Annotated in this window: 16 protein-coding genes; 8 read left to right on the forward strand and 8 right to left on the reverse strand. The window is 66.6% G+C overall.

Annotated features, from left to right (window positions below):
• Window positions 1–74 precede the first annotated feature (74 nt).
• On the reverse strand, window positions 75–965 hold the full coding sequence (locus A9995_RS08525) for a MipA/OmpV family protein (protein ID WP_145916874.1): 891 nt from the start codon (window positions 963–965) through the stop codon (window positions 75–77).
• Between the two features lie 109 nt (window positions 966–1074).
• Between A9995_RS08525 and crtY the strand changes: the two genes are divergently transcribed.
• The 8 genes from crtY to A9995_RS08565 all read left to right on the forward strand — a co-directional run bounded on the left by crtY (window position 1075) and on the right by A9995_RS08565 (window position 10658).
• Entirely contained in the window at window positions 1075–2253 is a 1179-nt protein-coding gene (gene crtY / locus A9995_RS08530; RefSeq protein WP_067611492.1) for a lycopene beta-cyclase CrtY, read from the forward strand.
• Window positions 2254–2258: 5 nt separating this feature from the next.
• Window positions 2259–3824 (forward strand): phytoene desaturase, encoded by a 1566-nt coding sequence (locus A9995_RS08535; RefSeq protein ID WP_082992585.1) that lies wholly within the window; start codon window positions 2259–2261, stop codon window positions 3822–3824.
• Complete coding sequence (locus A9995_RS08540) at window positions 3821–4402, forward strand: TIGR00730 family Rossman fold protein (protein WP_067611498.1); 582 nt, start codon at window positions 3821–3823, stop codon at window positions 4400–4402. Before A9995_RS08535 ends, A9995_RS08540 begins: the two co-directional genes overlap by 4 nt.
• Before the next feature lie 64 nt (window positions 4403–4466).
• Window positions 4467–5453, forward strand: coding sequence for a phytoene/squalene synthase family protein (locus A9995_RS08545; RefSeq protein ID WP_082992586.1), 987 nt, complete (start codon window positions 4467–4469; stop codon window positions 5451–5453).
• A gap of 36 nt (window positions 5454–5489) precedes the next feature.
• A complete protein-coding gene (locus tag A9995_RS08550) occupies window positions 5490–7355 on the forward strand; it encodes a biotin carboxylase N-terminal domain-containing protein (RefSeq protein WP_067611506.1) in 1866 nt (621 codons plus the stop codon).
• A gap of 88 nt (window positions 7356–7443) precedes the next feature.
• Window positions 7444–8079 (forward strand): glutathione S-transferase family protein, encoded by a 636-nt coding sequence (locus tag A9995_RS08555; protein WP_067611508.1) that lies wholly within the window; start codon window positions 7444–7446, stop codon window positions 8077–8079.
• A gap of 279 nt (window positions 8080–8358) precedes the next feature.
• Window positions 8359–10200 carry a DEAD/DEAH box helicase gene (locus A9995_RS08560; RefSeq protein ID WP_082992606.1) on the forward strand — a complete coding sequence of 614 codons (1842 nt, stop codon included), beginning with the start codon at window positions 8359–8361 and terminating at the stop codon, window positions 10198–10200.
• Between the two features lie 11 nt (window positions 10201–10211).
• Window positions 10212–10658: a YaiI/YqxD family protein gene (locus A9995_RS08565; protein ID WP_067611828.1), complete on the forward strand. Its 447-nt coding sequence runs from the start codon at window positions 10212–10214 to the stop codon at window positions 10656–10658.
• 14 nt (window positions 10659–10672) lie between these two features.
• Here the strand turns inward: A9995_RS08565 and A9995_RS08570 are convergent, their stop codons facing one another.
• The 7 genes from A9995_RS08570 to A9995_RS08600 all read right to left on the reverse strand — a co-directional run bounded on the left by A9995_RS08570 (window position 10673) and on the right by A9995_RS08600 (window position 19108).
• Window positions 10673–10879, reverse strand: a complete 207-nt coding sequence (locus tag A9995_RS08570) for a hypothetical protein (RefSeq protein ID WP_067611511.1) — start codon at window positions 10877–10879, stop codon at window positions 10673–10675.
• Window positions 10880–10956: 77 nt separating this feature from the next.
• Complete coding sequence (locus A9995_RS08575) at window positions 10957–12336, reverse strand: efflux transporter outer membrane subunit (protein WP_082992587.1); 1380 nt, start codon at window positions 12334–12336, stop codon at window positions 10957–10959.
• Window positions 12336–15437: an efflux RND transporter permease subunit gene (locus A9995_RS08580; RefSeq protein WP_067611512.1), complete on the reverse strand. Its 3102-nt coding sequence runs from the start codon at window positions 15435–15437 to the stop codon at window positions 12336–12338. Before A9995_RS08580 ends, A9995_RS08575 begins: the two co-directional genes overlap by 1 nt.
• The gene (locus A9995_RS08585; RefSeq protein WP_233998142.1) at window positions 15427–16512 is read right to left on the reverse strand and encodes an efflux RND transporter periplasmic adaptor subunit; all 1086 of its coding nucleotides are present in this window, start codon (window positions 16510–16512) and stop codon (window positions 15427–15429) included. Before A9995_RS08585 ends, A9995_RS08580 begins: the two co-directional genes overlap by 11 nt.
• A gap of 66 nt (window positions 16513–16578) precedes the next feature.
• The gene (locus A9995_RS08590; protein WP_067611519.1) at window positions 16579–17244 is read right to left on the reverse strand and encodes a DUF2490 domain-containing protein; all 666 of its coding nucleotides are present in this window, start codon (window positions 17242–17244) and stop codon (window positions 16579–16581) included.
• 96 nt (window positions 17245–17340) lie between these two features.
• Entirely contained in the window at window positions 17341–18072 is a 732-nt protein-coding gene (locus A9995_RS08595; protein WP_067611522.1) for a carbonic anhydrase, read from the reverse strand.
• Between the two features lie 49 nt (window positions 18073–18121).
• Window positions 18122–19108, reverse strand: coding sequence for a calcium/sodium antiporter (locus A9995_RS08600; protein WP_067611525.1), 987 nt, complete (start codon window positions 19106–19108; stop codon window positions 18122–18124).
• Between the last annotated feature and the right edge of the window lie 227 nt (window positions 19109–19335).

Here is a 19335-nt window from a genome sequence, read left to right on the forward strand (position 1 = left end):
GACACGACAAGGGCGGCTAGACGAGCCGCCCTTGGTATTTGGGAGCAAAATATTCGGGGGCAGGCGCTAGCGGCTCAGAATGTGTAGCCGATCCCCAGGGCGCCGAGGAACTGATCGGCCTCGCCGCGGATGCTGGTGAAGGGCGAATCCTTGGCATCCCCGAGCATCCGAGAATAGCCGCCCAGCGCGATCAGCGCGAGCCCGCCATCGGTGACATCGCCGTTAAGGTCGAAGGCCATGAATACATTGACGCCCGCGCTTTCGAACCCGCCATCGGCCTGAAACCCGGGCAGGACATCGGCAGCAGGGAGCGCCGCGTTGGTGGCGGGCACCGAGTAATAGTAATCGGCGTAATCGTCGTCGATGTACTTGGTGCTCAGCGATAGCGAGGCGGCGATCCCGCGGCTCAGCGGGGTGAAATAGGTGATCGCCGGACTCACCGACATGCCGTCATGCGCACCCGCGACATCCCAAGCCGCTTCGACCGAGAAGCTGAGGCTGTCGAAGGCGTTGAGCACTTGCGGGAAGCTGACCCCGGCGCTCGGTCCGACCTCGATCGCAGTGTCGAGTTCGCCATAGGCCTCGACCACGGGATCCTTGATGCCGTCGAGATCGGCGCGGTCGCGGTTGAGCTTGATCACCGGCCCGAAGGAGAAGGACACGCCCTCGTCCGGATCGGGGATGAAATCGAGCGCGACACCCGCCGGGCGCGGACTGATATCGACACCGGCCAGCGAGCCCTGCACGATCGGCAGAACGAAAGTCCGGTAATCGTCCGAACCCGAATAGCTCGCGCCATAGCCAACCCCGATACCGACGGTGAGATAGTCGCCATCGAACACAGTCGATTCGGGCAGTTCGGGCGCTTCGGCGCGAACTCCGGGGGCACCGGCATCCTGTGCCGCGAGCGGGGCAGCAAGCAGCATGGGTCCAGCGACCAGCAGGCCAGCAGCAAGTGTTTTCATGATTTTCCTCGATTGACGTTTCAACGCAACAACGGGTCGCTTGCGCGCACGTTCCATTGCATTCCTTTGCATTGCCCTTATCCGCGTTGCTGCTTAGGGCAAAGCCGTAATGAACGGGCGTTCCCTCGATATCGCCGTGGTCGGCGGCGGACTTGCCGGTGGTTTGATCGCGCTGGCCATCCATCGCGCGCAGCCCATGCAGCGAATCGCCCTGATCGAGGCAGGGGGCAGCTTTGGCGGCAACCACCGCTGGAGCTGGTTCACCGGAGATCTCGAGACCGAAGGCGACGCGCTGATGGCACCCTTCCCCCAGACCAGCTGGCCCGCGGGCAATACGGTCCGCTTTCCCGCGCACGAACGACATCTCAGCGGAGAATACCGCTCGCTCGCCAGCGCCGACTTCGATCGTGCCCTGCGCCGCTTGCTACCCCAGGATGCGATCATGGCGGGGACGCGGGTCGAGCGTCTTTGCGAACATGGCGTCGAGCTCGCCGGCGGCGGGTTCCTCGATGCCGCCACGGTGATCGACTGCCGCGATGCCGTCCCCTCCGCCCATCTGACCGGCGGCTGGCAGGTCTTCATGGGGCGGCACCTGCGCTGCGACAGCCCGCATGGCGTCGTGCGTCCGGTGATCATGGATGCCACCGTAGCGCAACTGGGCGCCTATCGCTTCGTCTATGTCCTGCCGCTGGGCCCGCAGGACATCTTCGTCGAGGACACCTATTACGCCGATGAGCCGCTGCTCGACCGGGCGACGCTGTCCGGTCGGATCGCCGCCTATTGCGCCGCGCACGGCTGGACGGGCGAGACGATTGGCGAGGAAACCGGGGTGCTGCCGGTGGTGACCGGCGGGGATTTCGCCGCCTATCGCCGCGAGATCGCGGTTCCGGGCGTGGCGCTGGCCGGGGCGCGCGGCGGCTTCACCCACCCGCTGACCAGCTACACAATGCCGATTGCGGTCGCCAATGCCCTTGCCATCGCAGGCAACGCCCATCTCGCGGGCGGCGAACTGGCGCGCTTCGTCGATCGCCGCGCGCAGGATCATTGGTGCGCCACGCGCTTCTATCGCATGCTCGGCAAGATGCTGTTCGACGCCGCCGAGCCCGACCGCCGCTACAAGATCTTCGAGCGGTTCTACCGCCTGCCCGAACCGCTGATCGAACGGTTCTACGCCGCCCGCTCGACCCGTCTCGATCAATTGCGTACGCTCACGGGCAGACCGCCCGTGCCGATCCCCCGAGCCATTGCCGCGTTGCTTGGCAAAGGCAGGCCTCTCGTCCAAGGATAGCCGCCATGAACGCATCACCCCCCAATATCACCGCCGCGCCGGCCGAGACCCCGCGGGTCGCAACCACGCCGACCGGCAAGACCGCCTGCGTGATCGGCTCGGGCTTCGGCGGGATGTCGCTCGCGCTGCGCCTGCAATCGGCGGGGATCGCCACGACGGTGATCGAATCGCGCGACAAACCGGGCGGCCGGGCCTACGTCTGGGAGCGCGAAGGCTTCACCTTCGATGGTGGCCCCACCGTCATCACCGATCCCGATTGCCTGCGCGAATTGTGGGCGCTTTCGGGGCATGACATGGCCGAGGATGTCGACCTGATGCAGGTCATGCCGTTCTACCGGCTGACCTGGCCCGACGGGACCGAATTCGACTATTCCAACGACGAGGACCAGCTGTTCGACGAGATCGCGCGGATCAACCCCGCCGATGTCGCGGGCTACCAGCGCTTCCTCAAATATTCCGCCGAGGTCTACGAGGAAGGCTACGTCAAGCTGGGCCACGTGCCGTTCCTCGATTTCAAGTCGATGCTCAAGGCGGCGCCGGCGCTGGCGCGCAAGCAGGCCTGGCGCAGCGTCTATTCCATGGTCAGCCATTTCATCGAGGACGAGAAGCTGCGCGAGGCGTTCAGCTTCCACACGCTGCTGGTCGGCGGCAGCCCGATGAAGACCAGCGCGATCTACGCGCTGATCCACAAGCTCGAGAAGGATGGCGGCGTGTGGTGGGCGCGCGGCGGGACCAACCAGCTGGTCGCCGGGATGGTCCGCCATTTCGAACGGCTTGGCGGGACGATGCGGCTCGACGATCCGGTGGTCCAGGTCCACACGCTGGGCACCGTGGCGACCGAGGTCGAAACCCGCTCGGGTTTCCGCCAGCGTTTCGATGCGGTCGCCAGCAATGCCGATATCATGCACAGCTACAAGGATCTGCTGAGCGGTTCCGGGCGCGGCAAGAGCTACGCCAAGAAGCTGGCGCGCAAGAAATTCTCGCCCAGCCTGTTCGTGGTCCACTTCGGGCTCAAGGGGACCTTCCCGAACATCGCCCATCACATGATCCTGTTCGGCCCGCGCTACAAAGGGCTGGTCGACGACATCTACAAGAACGGCGTGCTGCCCGCCGATTTCTCGGTCTATCTCCACCACCCCAGCGTGACCGACCCCAGCGTCGCACCCGAGGGGATGAGCACCTTCTACGCGCTGGTCCCCGTCGCCCATACCGGCAAGCTGGCGGTCGATTGGGAAGAAACCGGCCCGCTGCTCGAGAAGCGCGTGCTCGACGAAGTCGGGAGGCGGCTGGATATCCCCGATATCCACGACCGCATCGTGACCAAGTTCCACTACAGCCCGCGCGATTTCTCGCAGGATCTCAACGCCCATCTCGGCAGCGCCTTCAGCCTCGAACCGCTGCTCACCCAGAGTGCGTGGTTCCGTGGCCACAATCGCGACGATGTGATCGGCAATTTCTACCTCGTCGGCGCCGGGACCCATCCGGGTGCGGGCATCCCCGGGGTGGTCGGCAGCGCCAAGGCGACCGCCGGACTGATGATCGAAGATCTGGTCGGAGCTGCCCAGTCGTGAACCGGATTGCCGTTTATTGCGGGTCGGCGACGCCGCAGGATGGACGCTATATGGAGCTCGCCCGCGAGATCGGCGGCAGCCTCGCCCGGCGCGGGATCGGGGTGGTTTATGGCGGCGGGCGGCTCGGGCTGATGGGCGCGGTCGCCAAGGGCGCGCTCGATGCCGGCGGCGAGGTGATCGGGATCATTCCCGAAGCACTCGCCAGTTCCGAAGTCGCCAATCACGATTGCACCGAGCTCCACACGGTTTCCGGCATGCACGAACGCAAGCAGCGCTTCACCGATCTGTCCGACGGTTTCGTCACCATTCCGGGCGGCGTGGGGACGATGGACGAATTGTGGGAAGCGATCAGCTGGGCGCAGCTGGGCTATCACACCAGCCCGGTCGGACTGCTCAATGCCTTCGGCTTCTTCGACCATCTGCTGGCCTTCAACCGCCACATGGCCGAGGTCGGCTTCATCCGGCCCGCGCATCAGGGGATCATGATCGCCGACGAGACGTTGGATGGTTTGCTGGAGAAGATGGGCCGCTATCAGCCGCACACGCCGATCTTCCAGATGACCGCCGCCGACCTTTGACCAAAGCCGAGTTGAGCAGAGCCGCCCCTTGAGCAAACAACGCCCCCTCGCCCCATCGAGCTATATGCGCTCCACGCCCGCAGTGGCAGGCGGCGGGCGCGAGCGTGCCTCGCTGGTGCGGCAGGCGCGCGGCGCGATCGAGGAAGGTTCGCACAGCTTCGCCGCCGCCTCCAAGCTGTTCGACCGTCGCACGCGCGAGCGCGCCTGGCTGCTCTATGCCTGGTGCCGCCGCTGCGACGATATCGCCGACAATCAGGACATGGGCGGCCCGCTGGGCGATCAGGGCGATGCCAAGAGCGCGGAGGACCGGGTGCAGGCGATCCGCGTGCTGACCCGCCGCGCTTTCGAGGAACAGCCCACCGCCGACCCCGCCTTCGATGCCTTCGGGCTGGTCGCCGACGAGTGCAATCTCTCGCCTGAGATGGCGAGCGACGTAATTTCGGGATTCGCGCTCGATGCGGGCGGCTTCACCCCCAAGAACGAACGCGACATGCTGCGCTATTGCTACCACGTCGCCGGAGCGGTCGGGATCATGATGGCGCGGCTGATGGGCGTGCCCGAGGACGATGGCGAGACGCTCGACCGCGCCTGCGATCTCGGCCTCGCCTTCCAGATCGCCAATATCGCGCGCGACATCGTCGAGGACGACGCCGCCGGGCGCTGCTACCTGCCTGCCGAATGGCTGGCGGAAAAGGATTTCGCCCCCGGCGAACACGCCAAGCCGCACAACCGCTTCGTGCTGTCCAGCCTGATGCCGCGGCTGATCGGGATGATGGAGACCTACGAGGCGGCGGCGCGGCTGGGCGCGGCCAGGCTCGGCTTTCGCAAGCGCTGGGCGGTGCTCTCGGCGGCCAACATTTACGGCGCGATCGGGCGCAAGGTCTTGAACCGCGGGCAATTGGCCTGGGATCGCCGGGTGGTGGTGCCGGGCTATCAGAAGCTGTGGCATGTGGTCCGCGCGCTCGGCCAGGCACTCGTCAACCGCCCCCCCGGACCCGAGGTCCCGATCACCTGGACCCGGCACGACTTTCGTCCCGTCGCTGGCTGGTAGCTTGATGCGCGCCAGCGGGGCGGCTAGCGCGCTGGTATGATCACCAAGCTCCTCATCGCCAATCGCGGCGAAATCGCCTGCCGCATCATTCGCACCGCGCGCGAAATGGGGATCGCCACCGTCGCGGTCCATTCCGATGCCGATGCCAAGGCGCTGCACGTCCGGCTGGCCGACGAGGCGGTCCATATCGGTCCCTCCCCCGCCGCCGAAAGCTATCTCGTCGGCGAGAAGATCATCGCTGCGGCCAAGGCAAGCGGCGCCGGGGCGATCCATCCGGGCTATGGCTTCCTGTCGGAGAACGCGCAGTTCGCGCAAAGCGTGATCGATGCGGGGCTGATCTGGGTCGGGCCGAAACCCGCCAGCATCAGCGCCATGGGGCTCAAGGACGCCGCCAAGAAGCTGATGCGCGCCGCCGGGGTGCCGGTGACACCGGGCTACGAGGGCGAGGACCAGTCGGTCGAACGGCTGGCGAAAGAGGCCGAGGCGATCGGCTATCCGGTGCTGATCAAGGCGGTCGCGGGTGGTGGCGGCAAGGGGATGCGCAAGGTCGACGACCCCGCCACCTTCGCCGAACTGCTCGACAGTTGCCGCCGCGAGGCCAAGGCCAGCTTCTCCAACGACGAGGTGCTGCTGGAAAAATGGATCACCGCACCGCGCCATATCGAGGTGCAGGTGTTCGGCGATAGCCACGGCAATGTCGTCCACCTGTTCGAGCGCGACTGCTCGCTCCAGCGGCGCCACCAGAAGGTCATCGAGGAAGCCCCCGCCCCCGGCATGGACGAGGACACCCGCGCCGCGATCTGCGCCGCCGCGGTTCGCGCCGCGAAAGCGGTCGACTACGAGAGCGCGGGCACGATCGAATTCATCGCCGACGCCTCGGATGGCCTGCGCGCCGATCGCATTTTCTTCATGGAAATGAACACCCGCCTGCAGGTCGAGCATCCGGTGACCGAGGAAATCACCGGGGTCGATCTGGTCGAGTGGCAGCTGCTGGTCGCGAGCGGCGAGCCGATCCCGCTGGCGCAGGACGAGCTTTCGATCCAGGGCCACGCCATCGAGGCGCGGCTCTATGCCGAGGACCCGGCCAGGGGCTTCCTGCCCAGCACCGGGCGGCTCGACCATCTCGATCTGGGCCGTTCGGGACGGATCGAAACCGGGGTCGAGCAAGGCGATACGATCTCGCCCTTCTACGACCCGATGGTCGCCAAGCTGGTCGCCTGGGGGGAAACCCGCGACGATGCCATCGACACGCTGCTGGCGATGGCCGACGGCGTCGAGATCTGGCCGGTGCGCACCAACGCCGCATTCCTCGCCAACGCGCTGGGCGACGACGATTTCGCCGCCGCGCGGCTCGACACGGGGTTCATTGAACGCAAGGGCGAGGCGCTGATCGCCGATGGCGAGACCGACTCCTCGGTCCGCGCCGCCGCCGCTGAGCTCGTGCTGCTCGCAGCCGGAGCCTACCGCGATCCGCTGGCGGGCTTTCGGCTCAACCGTGCCCCCCGCTTGTCGGTCGCGCTGACCCGCGACGGCGAAACGCAGGTCGTCGATCCCGCCGGACAGGCACCGTTCGAACCGCTCACCGGCTTTGCCGATGCCGACCGGGTGGTGGTGTTCCACGAAGGCCAGGCGCATGAATTCGGGCTGGCGACGCGCGGCTCCGGAGCAGCCGCGGCGGGCGATGGCGCGATCATCGCCCCCATGCCGGGCAAGGTCATCGCGGTCGATGTCGCCGAGGGCGATGCGGTGAAGAAGGGCGACCGGCTCATGGTGCTCGAGGCGATGAAGATGGAACACGCGCTCACCGCGCCCTTCGATGGCACGGTCACCGCGCTGTCCGCCAGCGAGGGCGGGCAGGTGCAGGTCGATGCCGTGCTGGCGGTGGTCGAACCGGCGGAGTGATCCCGTCCTCACCGGTCGGTTAAACCCCGCTGGACGGCACAATTGTTCATGCTATGTTCCCCATATCGCGAGTCGCCCGGAGGATGGCATGGCCGAACTGATTTTCTATACCAATCCGATGTCGCGCGGGCAGATCGCCCGCTGGATGATCGAGGAGACCGGCGCGCCCTACGAGCAGCGCCTGGTCGAGTATGGCGAGGCGATGAAGGGACCGGAGTATCGTTCGGTCAACCCGATGGGCAAGGTGCCCGCCATCGTCCACGACGGCAGGACCGTGACCGAATGCGCCGCGATCTGTGCCTATCTTGCCGAGGCCTTTCCCGAGGCCGGCCTGGCCCCGATCGCAGCCGAGCGCGCCGACTATTACCGCTGGCTGTTCTTCGCCGCGGGCCCGCTCGAACAGGCGATCATCAACCGCTCGATGGGCTGGGAAGCGCCGGAAGATAAACAGGCGATGCTGGGCTATGGCCAGTTCGAGCTGGTGGTCGATGTGCTGGCGGGCTGGCTGGATAACCATGACTACGTCTGCGGCGAGCGCTTCACCGCCGCTGATGTCTATGTCGGCGCGCAGGTCGACTGGGGGCTGGCGTTCGGCTCGCTCCCCGCGAACCCCGCCTTCGAGGCCTATGCAGCCCGGCTGCGCGAACGCCCGGCGTATCTACGCGCCAAGGCCATCGACAACGAATTGATCGCGGCGGCGCAGGCGGCCAGCACGGACGCCTGAGCGCGGCCCGCAAGCGCGGATCGGACCCCTGCCTCGCTCGTAGGATTGCGCGTCCCTTCCCGGCTCACGGGCTCGATCCGGCGCTCGCCTGGCGGCCCCCAACCGGGCGACAAAAACAGTTGAAGCCAAAGCGGCGCCTTTGCTGTATAGGCCCGCCCCCAGAACAAGGCGATGGACCGTGCGGCAGTGGCTGCGCTGGCCGAAGCCTGTGCGCTTCGCCGCAAAATCCCTCAATCCTGCCTGTCGCCCCGCGCGGCCTGGCCCATCCCCGTGAGCATCATGACCTTTTCCAATCTTCCGCCAGTCCTGGCCACCGCGCTCGCCGAGCGCGGTTATGAAAAACCCACCGAAGTCCAGGCCGCCGTGCTGGCGCCCGAGGCCGCGGGCCGCGATCTGGTGGTTTCCGCGCAAACCGGTTCGGGCAAGACCGTCGCCTTCGGGCTCTCGCTGGCGGCGCAGTTGCTCGAGCGCTTCAACCAGGCGACCGAACTGCCGCTGGTGCTGGTGATCGCGCCGACCCGCGAACTCGCGCTGCAGGTCAGCCGCGAGCTTGCCTGGCTCTACGCCGGGACCGGGGCGCGGATCGCGACCTGCGTCGGCGGGATGGACGCTTCCAAGGAACGCCGCGCGCTGCGCAATGGTGCGCATATCGTCGTCGGCACGCCCGGCCGGTTGCGCGATCACCTCGAGCGCGGCCCGCTCGACCTGTCGCAGCTCCACACCGCGGTGCTCGACGAGGCCGACGAGATGCTCGACATGGGCTTCCGCGAAGACCTCGAGGAAATCCTCGACGCGACCCCCGCCGGGCGCCGCACACTGCTGTTCTCCGCGACCATGCCCCAGCAGATCGTCACGCTGGCCAAGCGCTACCAGCAGGACGCGCTGCGCATCGCCACCGCGGGCGACAAGCGCGGGCATGGCGACATTGCCTTCCAGGCGGTGACCGTGTCGCCCGCCGAAATCGAGGCCGCGACGATCAATCTGCTGCGCTACCACGAGGCCGAAACCGCGATCCTGTTCTGCGCCACGCGCGACAGCGTCCGCCGCTTGCACGCCACGCTGCAGGAGCGCGGCTTCGGGGTGGTCGCGCTGTCGGGCGAGCATTCGCAATCCGAACGCAACCAGGCCATGCAGGCGCTGCGCGACCGCCGCGCACGGGTCTGCGTCGCCACCGATGTCGCCTCGCGCGGGATCGATCTGCCCAGTGTCAGCCTGGTGATTCACGTCGAAATCCCGCGCGATGCGGAGACGCTCCAGCACCGTTCGGGCCGCACCGGCCGCGCGGGCAAGAAGGGCACCGCAGTGCTCATCGTCCCCTACCCGCGTCGCAAGCGCATCGAATCCATGCTCCGCGGCGCCAAGATCGACGCCCAGTGGATCGATGCCCCCACGCCCGAGAGCATCCGCGCGCAGGATCGCGAGCGTCTGATCGGGGCCATGCTCGCTCCCGCCGAATTCGACGACGAGGATCGCGCGCTGGCACAGCGGCTGATGAGCGAGCGTTCCCCTGAGGACATCGCCGCCGCGCTGGTCCGCGCGCATCGCGCCGCGATGCCGCAGCCCGAGGAAATGATCGAGAACACCCCCGAAGCGCGTCAGGCCGCGCAGAAGGAGCGCCATCGCCCCGGGTTCGAGGACACGGTGTGGTTCAAGATGGATATCGGCCGCAGCCAGAACGCCGATCCGCGCTGGATCCTGCCGCTGCTGTGCCGCCGCGGCCATATCACCCGCAACGAGGTCGGCGCGATCCGCATCGGCGGCAACGAGACCCATTTCCAGGTCCCGCGCGCCATTTCCGAGCGCTTCGCCGAATCGATCCAGCGCACCGCCAATGGCGACAGCGAGGAAGACGGCGTCAACATCGAACCCTCCGAAGCGCCGCGTGAATCCGCGCGTGTCCATCGCACCGCGGGCGCCAAGCCCGCCAAGCCGCACCACCGCGGCAAGAAGCCCAATTCGGGCGGCTTCGGCGGCGGCGTTGGTGGCGGAGGTGGCGGAGGTGGCTACAAGGGCAACAAGCCCGGCGGCGGCGGCTACAAGGGCAACAAGGGTCCACGCCCCACCGGTCCGGTGAAGACCAGCGGCGGCGCCACCATCAAGCCGAGGGGCAACAAGGACTGACTTTCGTGAGCCTGCGCGTTCTGGTCGATGCCGACGCCTGCCCGGTGAAGGACGAGATCTACCGGGTCGCCAAGCGGCACGGTGCGGGGGTGACGGTGGTCAGCAACGCCTGGCTGCGCATCCCCGAGGATCCCTCGGTCGAGCGGGTGGTGGTGAGCGACGGCTTCGACGCCGCCGACGACTGGATTGCCGAACACGCGGGCTCCGACAGCGTGGTCGTCACCTCGGACATATTGCTCGCCGGTCGCTGCCTCGAAGCGAGAGCCACGGTGCTGGCACCCAATGGCAAACCCTTCACCGCCAATTCGATCGGCGGCGCGATCGCGACCCGCGCGCTGATGGCCGATCTGCGCTCGGGCGGCGAACAGCTGGGCGGTCCGCCACCCTTCGCCAAAGCCGATCGCTCGAACTTCCTCCAGGCGCTCGACCAGGCGATCGTCCGGCTCGCCCGACGCTGATCACCGAGGGCCGATCAGTCCGATTTCTTCGGCGTTACCCAGATATCGACCTGCGCCGCGAACTTGCCCGGCGCGGGCTTGCCGACATCGATCCGCTCGGCGGTAACCAGCTCGCCGCTGGTGAGATTGAAGCTCGCCCAGGGCTTGGGCATCCGCCCGAATGTCATCGTCTGGATGGGCCGCCCGGTGGCGGTGTTCATGATCGTTGCGGTTATGGCCATGCGCAAGCCTGTGCGAGCGCGCGAGCCACCTGTCCATCGCGGAAATAGTCTCGTCAACAGTGGCAGGCGTCGGCCGATCAGCTCTCTTCGGGCAGCTGCGCATTGCGCCCATAACCGTCCGAGCCCACCGCCGCATGGAACGCCACAAAGGAGCTCGAAAGCGCCGCCTCGCTGTCGATCAGCGACTGGCGGCTGGCGATCAGCTGACGCTGCGCGTCGAGCACGTCGAACAGCGAGGCCAGCCCTTCGCGGTAGAGCGCGTTGGATTGCGACAGCGCGGTCTCGCTCTGCTCGATCGCCTCGACCAGCGCGGCGTTGCGCTGGCGATAGGCGTCGATGGCCACCAGCGCGTTCTCGACTTCGCCCAGCGCATTGAGGAAGATGCCACGGTATTCGGCCATCCGCGCATCGGCCAGCGCCTCCGCCGCCTCGATCTCCGCACGGCGCCGTCCGCCATCGAACAGCGGCAGGTCGATGGCGGCACCCAGCGTCAGCAGGAAGTCGGAAAACAGCCCGGTCAACGACCCGTCGCCGATCGCCAGGCTTCCGGGGATCGTCAGCGAGGGCAGCAGGTCGGCACGCTCGATCCCGATTTCGGCAGCGGCGCGCACCAGCCGCGCTTCGGCGGCGAGGATGTCGGTCCGGCGGCGCAGCAAATCGGCGGGAGTCCCGGCCGCTGGCCCCATGGCAAAATCGGGAATCCCCCCCGTATCGCGCGCCGGGGGCGGCGCGAAGGTGCCGGGCGGTTCGGCGATAAGCACCGCCAGGGTATTCGCCGCATTCGCGCGCGCGATGGCGACCAGCCCGCGGCGGGCGCGGGTCTGTGCCAGATCGGCGGCGGCGCGGCGGACATCGAGATTGGCGGACAGCCCCGCCTCGAAGCGCAGCGTGACGATCCGCAGCGTCTGTTCCTGCAGATCGGTGGATTCATCCACCAGCTCGAGCTGCGCGCCGCTGCGGCGGTATTCGAGATACTGGCTGGCGATCGCCGCGGCGACGAGCCGGCGCTGGTCAGCCACCAGATAGTCCGCCTCGGCGTAATCGGCGGCGGCCGCGCGGATTTCGGCGGCCAGCCTGCCGTTCAGATCGGGATTGAACAGGCCGAATAGCCCGCCCGATGCCAGCGCATCATTATCGCTGCCCAGCACCACCCCGGCATCGCCCGCCCCGTCGAGCGACGGCAACCGGTCCGAACGTTCGGCACGCAGCAGGGCTTCGGCGGCGCGCAACCGGTCGGCGCCGGCCTCGACATCGAGATTGGCGGCCAGCCCGCGTTCTATCAGGGTATCGAGCACCGGATCGTTGAAACCGCGCCACCAGTCCTGCTCCAGCCCCGAAGGCGGAAGGTCGGTGGCGTAGCTTCCGGGGGCAAACACCGGCGGCGCGACCGGCTCGGGTGCCACCGTCGCGCAACCGCCAAGCAGCATCATGCCGACAAGAAACGGAGCCAGCCGCATCAGGCGGGTGCCATCGTCATGTCTTCGTCGACGCCCTCGATCTCCTCGCGCAGCCGCTCGAGATCGACGGTACGCGGCTTGCCGTATTGCGCGACCGCAAGATAGATCACCGGGGTGAGGAACAGCGTGAACACGCCGGCCAGCCCGAGCCCGCCGAAGATCACCCAGCCGATCGACTGGCGCGCTTCGGAGCCCGCGCCGCTAGCGAGGATCAGCGGCACCGCACCGAGCACGGTCGAGATCAGCGTCATCGCGATCGGGCGCAGGCGGATCGCCGCGGCCTCTTCCGCCGCCTCGCGAACGCTGCGACCTTGGTGGCGCAACTGATCGGCGAATTCGACCATCAGGATACCGTTCTTGGCCATCAGCCCGATCAGCATCACCAGCCCGATCTGCGAATAGATGTTGAGCGATATGCCCGACAGGAACAGCGCGAACACCGCTGCCGCCAGCGCGAAGGGCACAGTCATCAGCACCACCAGCGCGCTGGTCAGGCTTTCGAACTGGGCCACCAGCACGAGGAAGATGATCACCAGCGCGAAGAAATAGGTGAGGAGCAGATCATTCGAGGTTTCCTCGAGGCTTTCGGCATCGCCTTGCAACAGCATATCGATATCGGGCGCGACGCTGTCGACCGCCAGCCGCTCGATCTCGTCCACCGCGTCGCGCAGCGGGGTCCCAGCCGCGATATTGGCGCTGACCTCGATCGCGCGGCGCTGCGCGGTGCGGTTGAGTTCGGCGGCGATCCCCTGCTCCTCGATCGTGGTGACGGTCGACAGCGGGATCAGCGTATCGCCGGTGCCACGGACGTAGAGATTGCGCAGGTCGTTGGGGTTGGTGACCGCAACCGCCTCGGCGGTCAGGAAGATCGGCACCGCCTGATCGCCGACGTTGAGATCGACCAGATCGTCGCCGCCGACCATGGTCCGCAACGTCTGCGCAAGATCGTCGAGATCGACCCCGAGGTCGGAGGCGCGCTGGCGGTCGACCCGGACCGAGAGCTGGGGCTGGGTCGGCTGGTAGGAAATCTCGGCGTTGGAGAGAATGTCCGACTCGGTATCGATCGCCGCAGCGAGTGCTTGTGCCGATTCGAAGATCACATCGTAATCCACCCCGGTCAGCGCGACCTCGAGCCCTTCGCCTCCGCCACCGAAGCTGAGCGTGCCGCGCCCCCTGGCATTGGTGCGTGAGCCGGGAATTTCCTGCAGCGGCGGGTTCAGTTCCTCGACGATCTCGGTCTGGCTGCGGTCGCGATCGTCCCACTCGGCCAGCTGCGCGGTCACCCGCACGCGGTTGGGATCGTAGCGACCGACAATCGAAAACGTGCTCTGGATCTCGCCGCTGTCGAGATAGGGCTGCAGGACGCGTTCGACCTCGTCGAGTTCGCCATCCATAAACGCGATCCCGACCCCGTCCGGCCCGGTCGCATCGATCGTGATGACGCCGCGATCCTCGTCGGGGACGAGTTCGTTGTCGAGCTGGAAATAGAGCGTGCCGGCCAGCCCCGCGAGCACGACCGAGACGATCCCCACCAGCCGAGGCCGATCGAGACAGCGGTGCAGCTGCTTTTCGTACCAGCCGTTTGCCTTGCTGCCCCATTTGGCGAGCCGACCCGAATCCTGCTTCGCACTGGTGAGGTCGAAGCGCGCGGCGAGCGCGGGGACGAGTGACAGCGCGACGAAGGAGGAGATGATCACCGCAATGGCGAGCACCAGGCCGAACTCGCGGAACAGCCGTCCGGTCTCCGAAGGCAGGAAGCCGATCGGGACGAACACCGAGACCAGCACCGCAGTGGTCGCAACCACCGCGAAGAACACCTGCCGCGTCCCCACCACCGCGGCGGCGCGGCGGCCCAGCCCCTTGTTCTGCAATCGCTGGGCATTTTCCAGGACGACGATGGCGTCGTCGACGATCAGCCCGGTGGCGAGCACCAGCGCCAGCAGGGTGAGCAGATTGACCGAAAAGCCCATCGCCCAGATCGCCGCGACCACCCCGACCAGCGCCACCGGAATGGTCGCGCTGGGAACGATGGTCGGACGCAGCGCGCGAAAGAATACCAGCATCGTGCCGATCACCACCGCTATGGTGAACCCCAGCGTGATCAGCACTTCGCGCACCGAGATACGGATGAATTCGGCATCGTCCGAGACCACTTCGATACCGAGCCCGTCGAAGCGCTCGTTGATGCGCTCGACCCCGTCGCGGATCGAACTCGAAATCTCGATCGTGTTGGAACTCGCCTGACGGACAACGCCGAGCCCGATGATCGGTCGCCCGTCGAGCCGGACGAAATTGGTCGCGTTGGCTGGCGCGAAGCCGGCCCGCGCGACATCGCCGACGCGGGTGTTGCCCGAGACGATGACATTCTCGATCAGTTGTGGGCTGATCGCGCTCGCCTCGGCGCGCACCACCAGTTCCTGCGCGTCGGAGCGGAACGAGCCGACCGGCACGTCGTAAGGCGCCCCCTGAAGCGCGTCGGCGACATCGGTGATGGTCAGCCCGAAGCGATTGAGCCGCGCAGGATCGATCGACACCCGCATCTGCCGGACCCTGGTGCCGAACTCCTCGATGCTCGCGACGCCTTCGGCGGTGAGCAATTCGGGGATGATGTCGTTCTCAACGATACGGGTCAGCTCGGCCTGGTCGTAGCGGGTCGAAACCACCGCCAGCGTCATGATCGGTTGCGCATCCTGGTCGGCCTTGACCACATTCACCTGTTCGACCCGGTCGGGCAAATCGCGGGTCACCCGGCTCACCGCTTCGCGCACATCAGACGCGGCAGTATCGAGATCGATGCCGGGGTTGAACTCGACGCGGATGCGCGAATTGTTCTCCTCACTCGAGGCATCGATCTGGCGAACGCCGGAAACGCGCGCGACCGCGTTTTCGAGCACGCTGGTCACTTCGGAATCCATGGTTTTCGGTGCCGCACCCGGCAAATTGGCCGTGACCGAGACGATCGGCCGGTCGACATTGGGAAGTTCGCGCACCTCCACCCCCATGAGCGCGGCGACGCCTGCAATCACGATCAGCAGGTTGAGCACGCCGATCAGCAGCGGCCGCTTGACCGCCAGCATGGGAAGATCGGTTCTATTCTCCATCGGTTGCGGGCGTCGCAGGACGGACGCGGACCTCCTGCGGCGGGGCGCCGCGGGGCTGGACGATCCTGATCTCCTGACCTTCGCGCACCTTCTGCACGCCTTCGACGATCACCCGGTCGCTGGCTGCGACCCGGCCATCGACAAACACCAGCCCTTCGCGGCGCGCGGTGATCGTGACCGGAACCCGGCTCGCCTTGCCCTCGCGAACGACGAAGATGTGCGAGCCTTCGCCGCCCCAGACGATCGCCTGTTCGGGCACCGCGGCGCGGGTCTCGCCATTGCGGGTGAAGACCACGCGAAAGCTCATTCCCGGCCGCAACAGGTCGTCGCGATTGGGGATCGCGGTGCGGACGATGAAATCGCGGCTGTCCTGCGAAATACGGCTGTCGGTGGTCAACACGCGGGCCTCGATCGTGCGCGCGGCATCGGAGAATGGCGTCACCTCGACAACCTGTCCGGGGCGCAGCGCGTTGAACACCGCCTCCGGAGCGGAGAAATCGACATAGAGCGTGCCGCGCTGGTCGATCTGGGTGATCGGGGTGGAATCATTGACCCGGTCGCCGCGGTCGATCTGGGTCAGCCCGACATGGCCCGAGAACGGCGCGCGGACGACCCGGTCGGCCAGTTCGGCCTGCGCCTGCTCGAGCGCGACCCGCGCCGATGCCAGCGCGGTTTCGCCCGCCTCGATCTGGCTGTCGGAGATCGCCCCGGTGTCCTCGATCCGGCGGTAACGGCCCAGCAACTGGTCGGCCTCGCGCACCTGCACCCGCGCGGCATCGACCGCCAGCTGTTCCTGCCGCGCATCGAGCCGCAGCAGCGGCGCTCCCTCACGGACAAAATCCCCCGACGCGAACAGAACCGCAGTAACGCGGCCCGCGGTCTCCGGGAAAATCTCGGCGGAGGTCGCCGCACGCGCCGAACCGATCGCCTCAATCTCGAGCACTTCGGGAAGCATGCGGACGGGTTGAGCCACCACCGGGACGGGATCGCGCTCCGTCTCGGGTTCGGCATTCGAACACGCGACGGTCATAAAACAGGAGAGGACCGCCGCGATGCGAGCAAGGGGTAGCGCCATGCGAGGCCGTCTAACGAACAAGTGCCCAACGACAAAGCGCTATTAACCTGCACTTTGGGGCAGGTATCAGAAGGAAAACTCGATCCCCACAAGCGGGACATGACCAATCTGGTCGGACCCGGCATCCTTGAAATCCTGCTGACGAAGATAGGTCAGACTGAGCGAGAGATTGTCGCTCGCCGCATAGCTCGTGCCGACCTGGGTGCGCAATCCGGTAAGACCGTCGTCGCCCCCCACGGAGGTGCTCTTCAGCGTGAAGAACAGTTCGGCATTGGTGTAGAACGACCAGCGCCCTTCCGTATCCAGAGGCACCGCGACGCCCAGCCGCGGCTGGAGGCGCAGCCCCATTCTTCCGGTTCCGTCTACGAAACGCTCCTCGAGCCGAAGCCGGGTGCGAAGCAGTCCGTGCTTGGTCGACAATTGCTGCATCAGTCGGGTCTCGTTGCTGGCCCCATCGTTGATACGGCGCTCGATCGCGCCGCCCAGCGTGACATTGTCGGCGAGCGCCTGGGTAAGCCAAAGTCTGGCGAAATAGGTATCGACCCTGCCGTCCGCCTCGCTGCGCAACCGCTGGGCGGTTTCCAGTTCGAGACCGGTATCGCTGTCGAGATCGACCGATATCGAAGGGTTGAGCCAGAACTCAAACGCCTCGTCCGCCGCATGGGCGGGAGCGGCGACGACCAGGGCATACAAGCCTGCAAAAGTCCACGCGCGGAAATGTGTCAGATTCATGATCACCGCCTAGTGCCCCCAGCCCGGCCGGTCAAACCGACCTTATCCAGCAGATGCATGATGCACCTGCTGGATAAGGTCGCCAGCCAGTTTGGATTATTCGGGCAGATCGAAAAAGTCGACTTCGCCGGTGTCTAGCTTGTAATAGGCGCCGACGACCCAGAGCCGCCCGTCGCGCTGGGGATCGAGCATGATCGGATCGGTCTGCTCGCGCAGCTGGCGCACCACGCGGCGGACGTTGGCGCGCACCGAATTGTCGACGAGATCGCCCTCTTCGTTTTGTGCCATCAGCACGGCCGGGATGATCGGCTCGACCATCCGACCGATCGAGCCGGGGAAGGTGGCGTTGTCGGTGACCACCTTGGCAGCCGCGGCAACCGCGCCGCAGCTTTCATGGCCCATCACCACCACCAGCGGCGTCTCGAGGACAGCGACGGCATATTCGATCGAGCCAAGCGCGACCGTGTCGACGGTGTTGCCGGCGTTGCGAATGATGAACAATTCGCCGAGCCCGCGGCCGAACAGCAATTCGGGCGGAACCCGGCTGTCGGAACACGTGACATATGCGGCAAAGGGAGCCTGGCCGCGAGCCAGATCGAGCCGCCGCTGGGCATTGCTGATCCCGCTGGGCTGCTCGCCGCGCAGGAAGGAGGCATTACCTTCGCGCAGCAGCTCGAGCGCCTGCGCCGGGGTCAATTCGCTCGCAGGTGGGGCGGGTGGCAAGACCGTGCCTCCCGCCGGAGCGGCGGCGAGGCTGGAGCCGCCACCCACCAGGGCCGCCGCGCCAAGCGCGCCGGTACCGCCGAGTATCTGTCGTCTGGTATTCATGTCTTCACTCCTTGGGCTTCATGAAAGTCGTAAGGGTCGAGAGAGGGCCTCATGCCGTGGCCACGAGCAACGCCAGAAAGGCGGCGTACCCAAGTACCAACGCGATTCCGGCGATACGGTTCACGCCCGATAAGAACCAGGCCAGCGCCATCACCGCGACCGCGGAGAGCGCCATGATCCCGATATCGAATGGCAGCAGGTCGGCCGGTATCGCCTGGGGTGCGACCATCATGGTCACCCCGCCGATGCCGAGAATGTTGTAGATGTTGGAGCCGACCACATTGCCGAAGGCGACCTCGGGTTCGCCCTTGCGCGCCGCGATCACCGAGGTGACCAATTCGGGAAGCGAGGTGCCGATTGCCACGATGGTCAGGCCGATCAATGTCTCGCTGAGCCCCGCCATCTGCGCGAGATCAATCGCGCCCGTCACCAGCAGCCTGCCGCCGACCACCAGCACCGCGAGCCCGGCAAGGGTCAGCAGCACCGGACGCAGCCATCCCGGGCTGGCGGGCTGGTGGAGGGTGGGATCGGCCAGTTCCAGCGCCAGCGAGCGATCATAGGGCGCGTTGTGGATCACTTCGGGTGCCTGAACGCGCTCCTCGCGATAGCAATAACCGACATAGACGATCAGCGATGCGAGCAGGGCGAGGCCCAGACCCAGCCCCGAAAGCCCGGTCCAGGCGATGCCCGCCAGCGCGAGCGTGGCGACCAGCGCCACGCCGGTGTCGCGCAAGGCCGCGCCCTGGCGGATCGCAATCGGCGCGAGCACCGCGGCGGCGCCGAGAATGAGAAGGGTGTTGGCGATATTGGAGCCAACGATATTGCCCCAGGCGATAGCCGGCGAACCCGCCATGGCAGCTTCGACGCTGGTCACCAGCTCGGGCATGGAGGTGCCGAAGCCGACGATCACCAGTCCGATCACCAGCGGAGTCACGCCCAATCGTTCCGCCAGCGCTACCGCGCCGCGGACCAGCAATTCGCCACCGGCGACGAGCAGGATCAACCCGCCGATCACCATCAGTGCGGTGACGATCATGGCTGCATCTCGCGAATCGGACGGACGGAAAAGGATAAGGCCAGCCGATTCGCCGGTTCAATCTTGGTCGTTGTGTAGCTGCGGCACATCGGCGCAAATCTCCCTGTTCGTGACATTCACAATCGGAGGCCGATGATGTCGCAGGTCAGGGAATACGAGCCCGGGTCTTGCGTGCATCGGTTGTCCGATGCGGTCCGACATCACGCGCGCTCAGGAAGCGCGCGCCA

Source organism: Erythrobacter sp. QSSC1-22B, assembly GCF_001678665.1.
In the GTDB taxonomy this organism is placed as follows: Bacteria; Pseudomonadota; Alphaproteobacteria; order Sphingomonadales; family Sphingomonadaceae; genus Qipengyuania.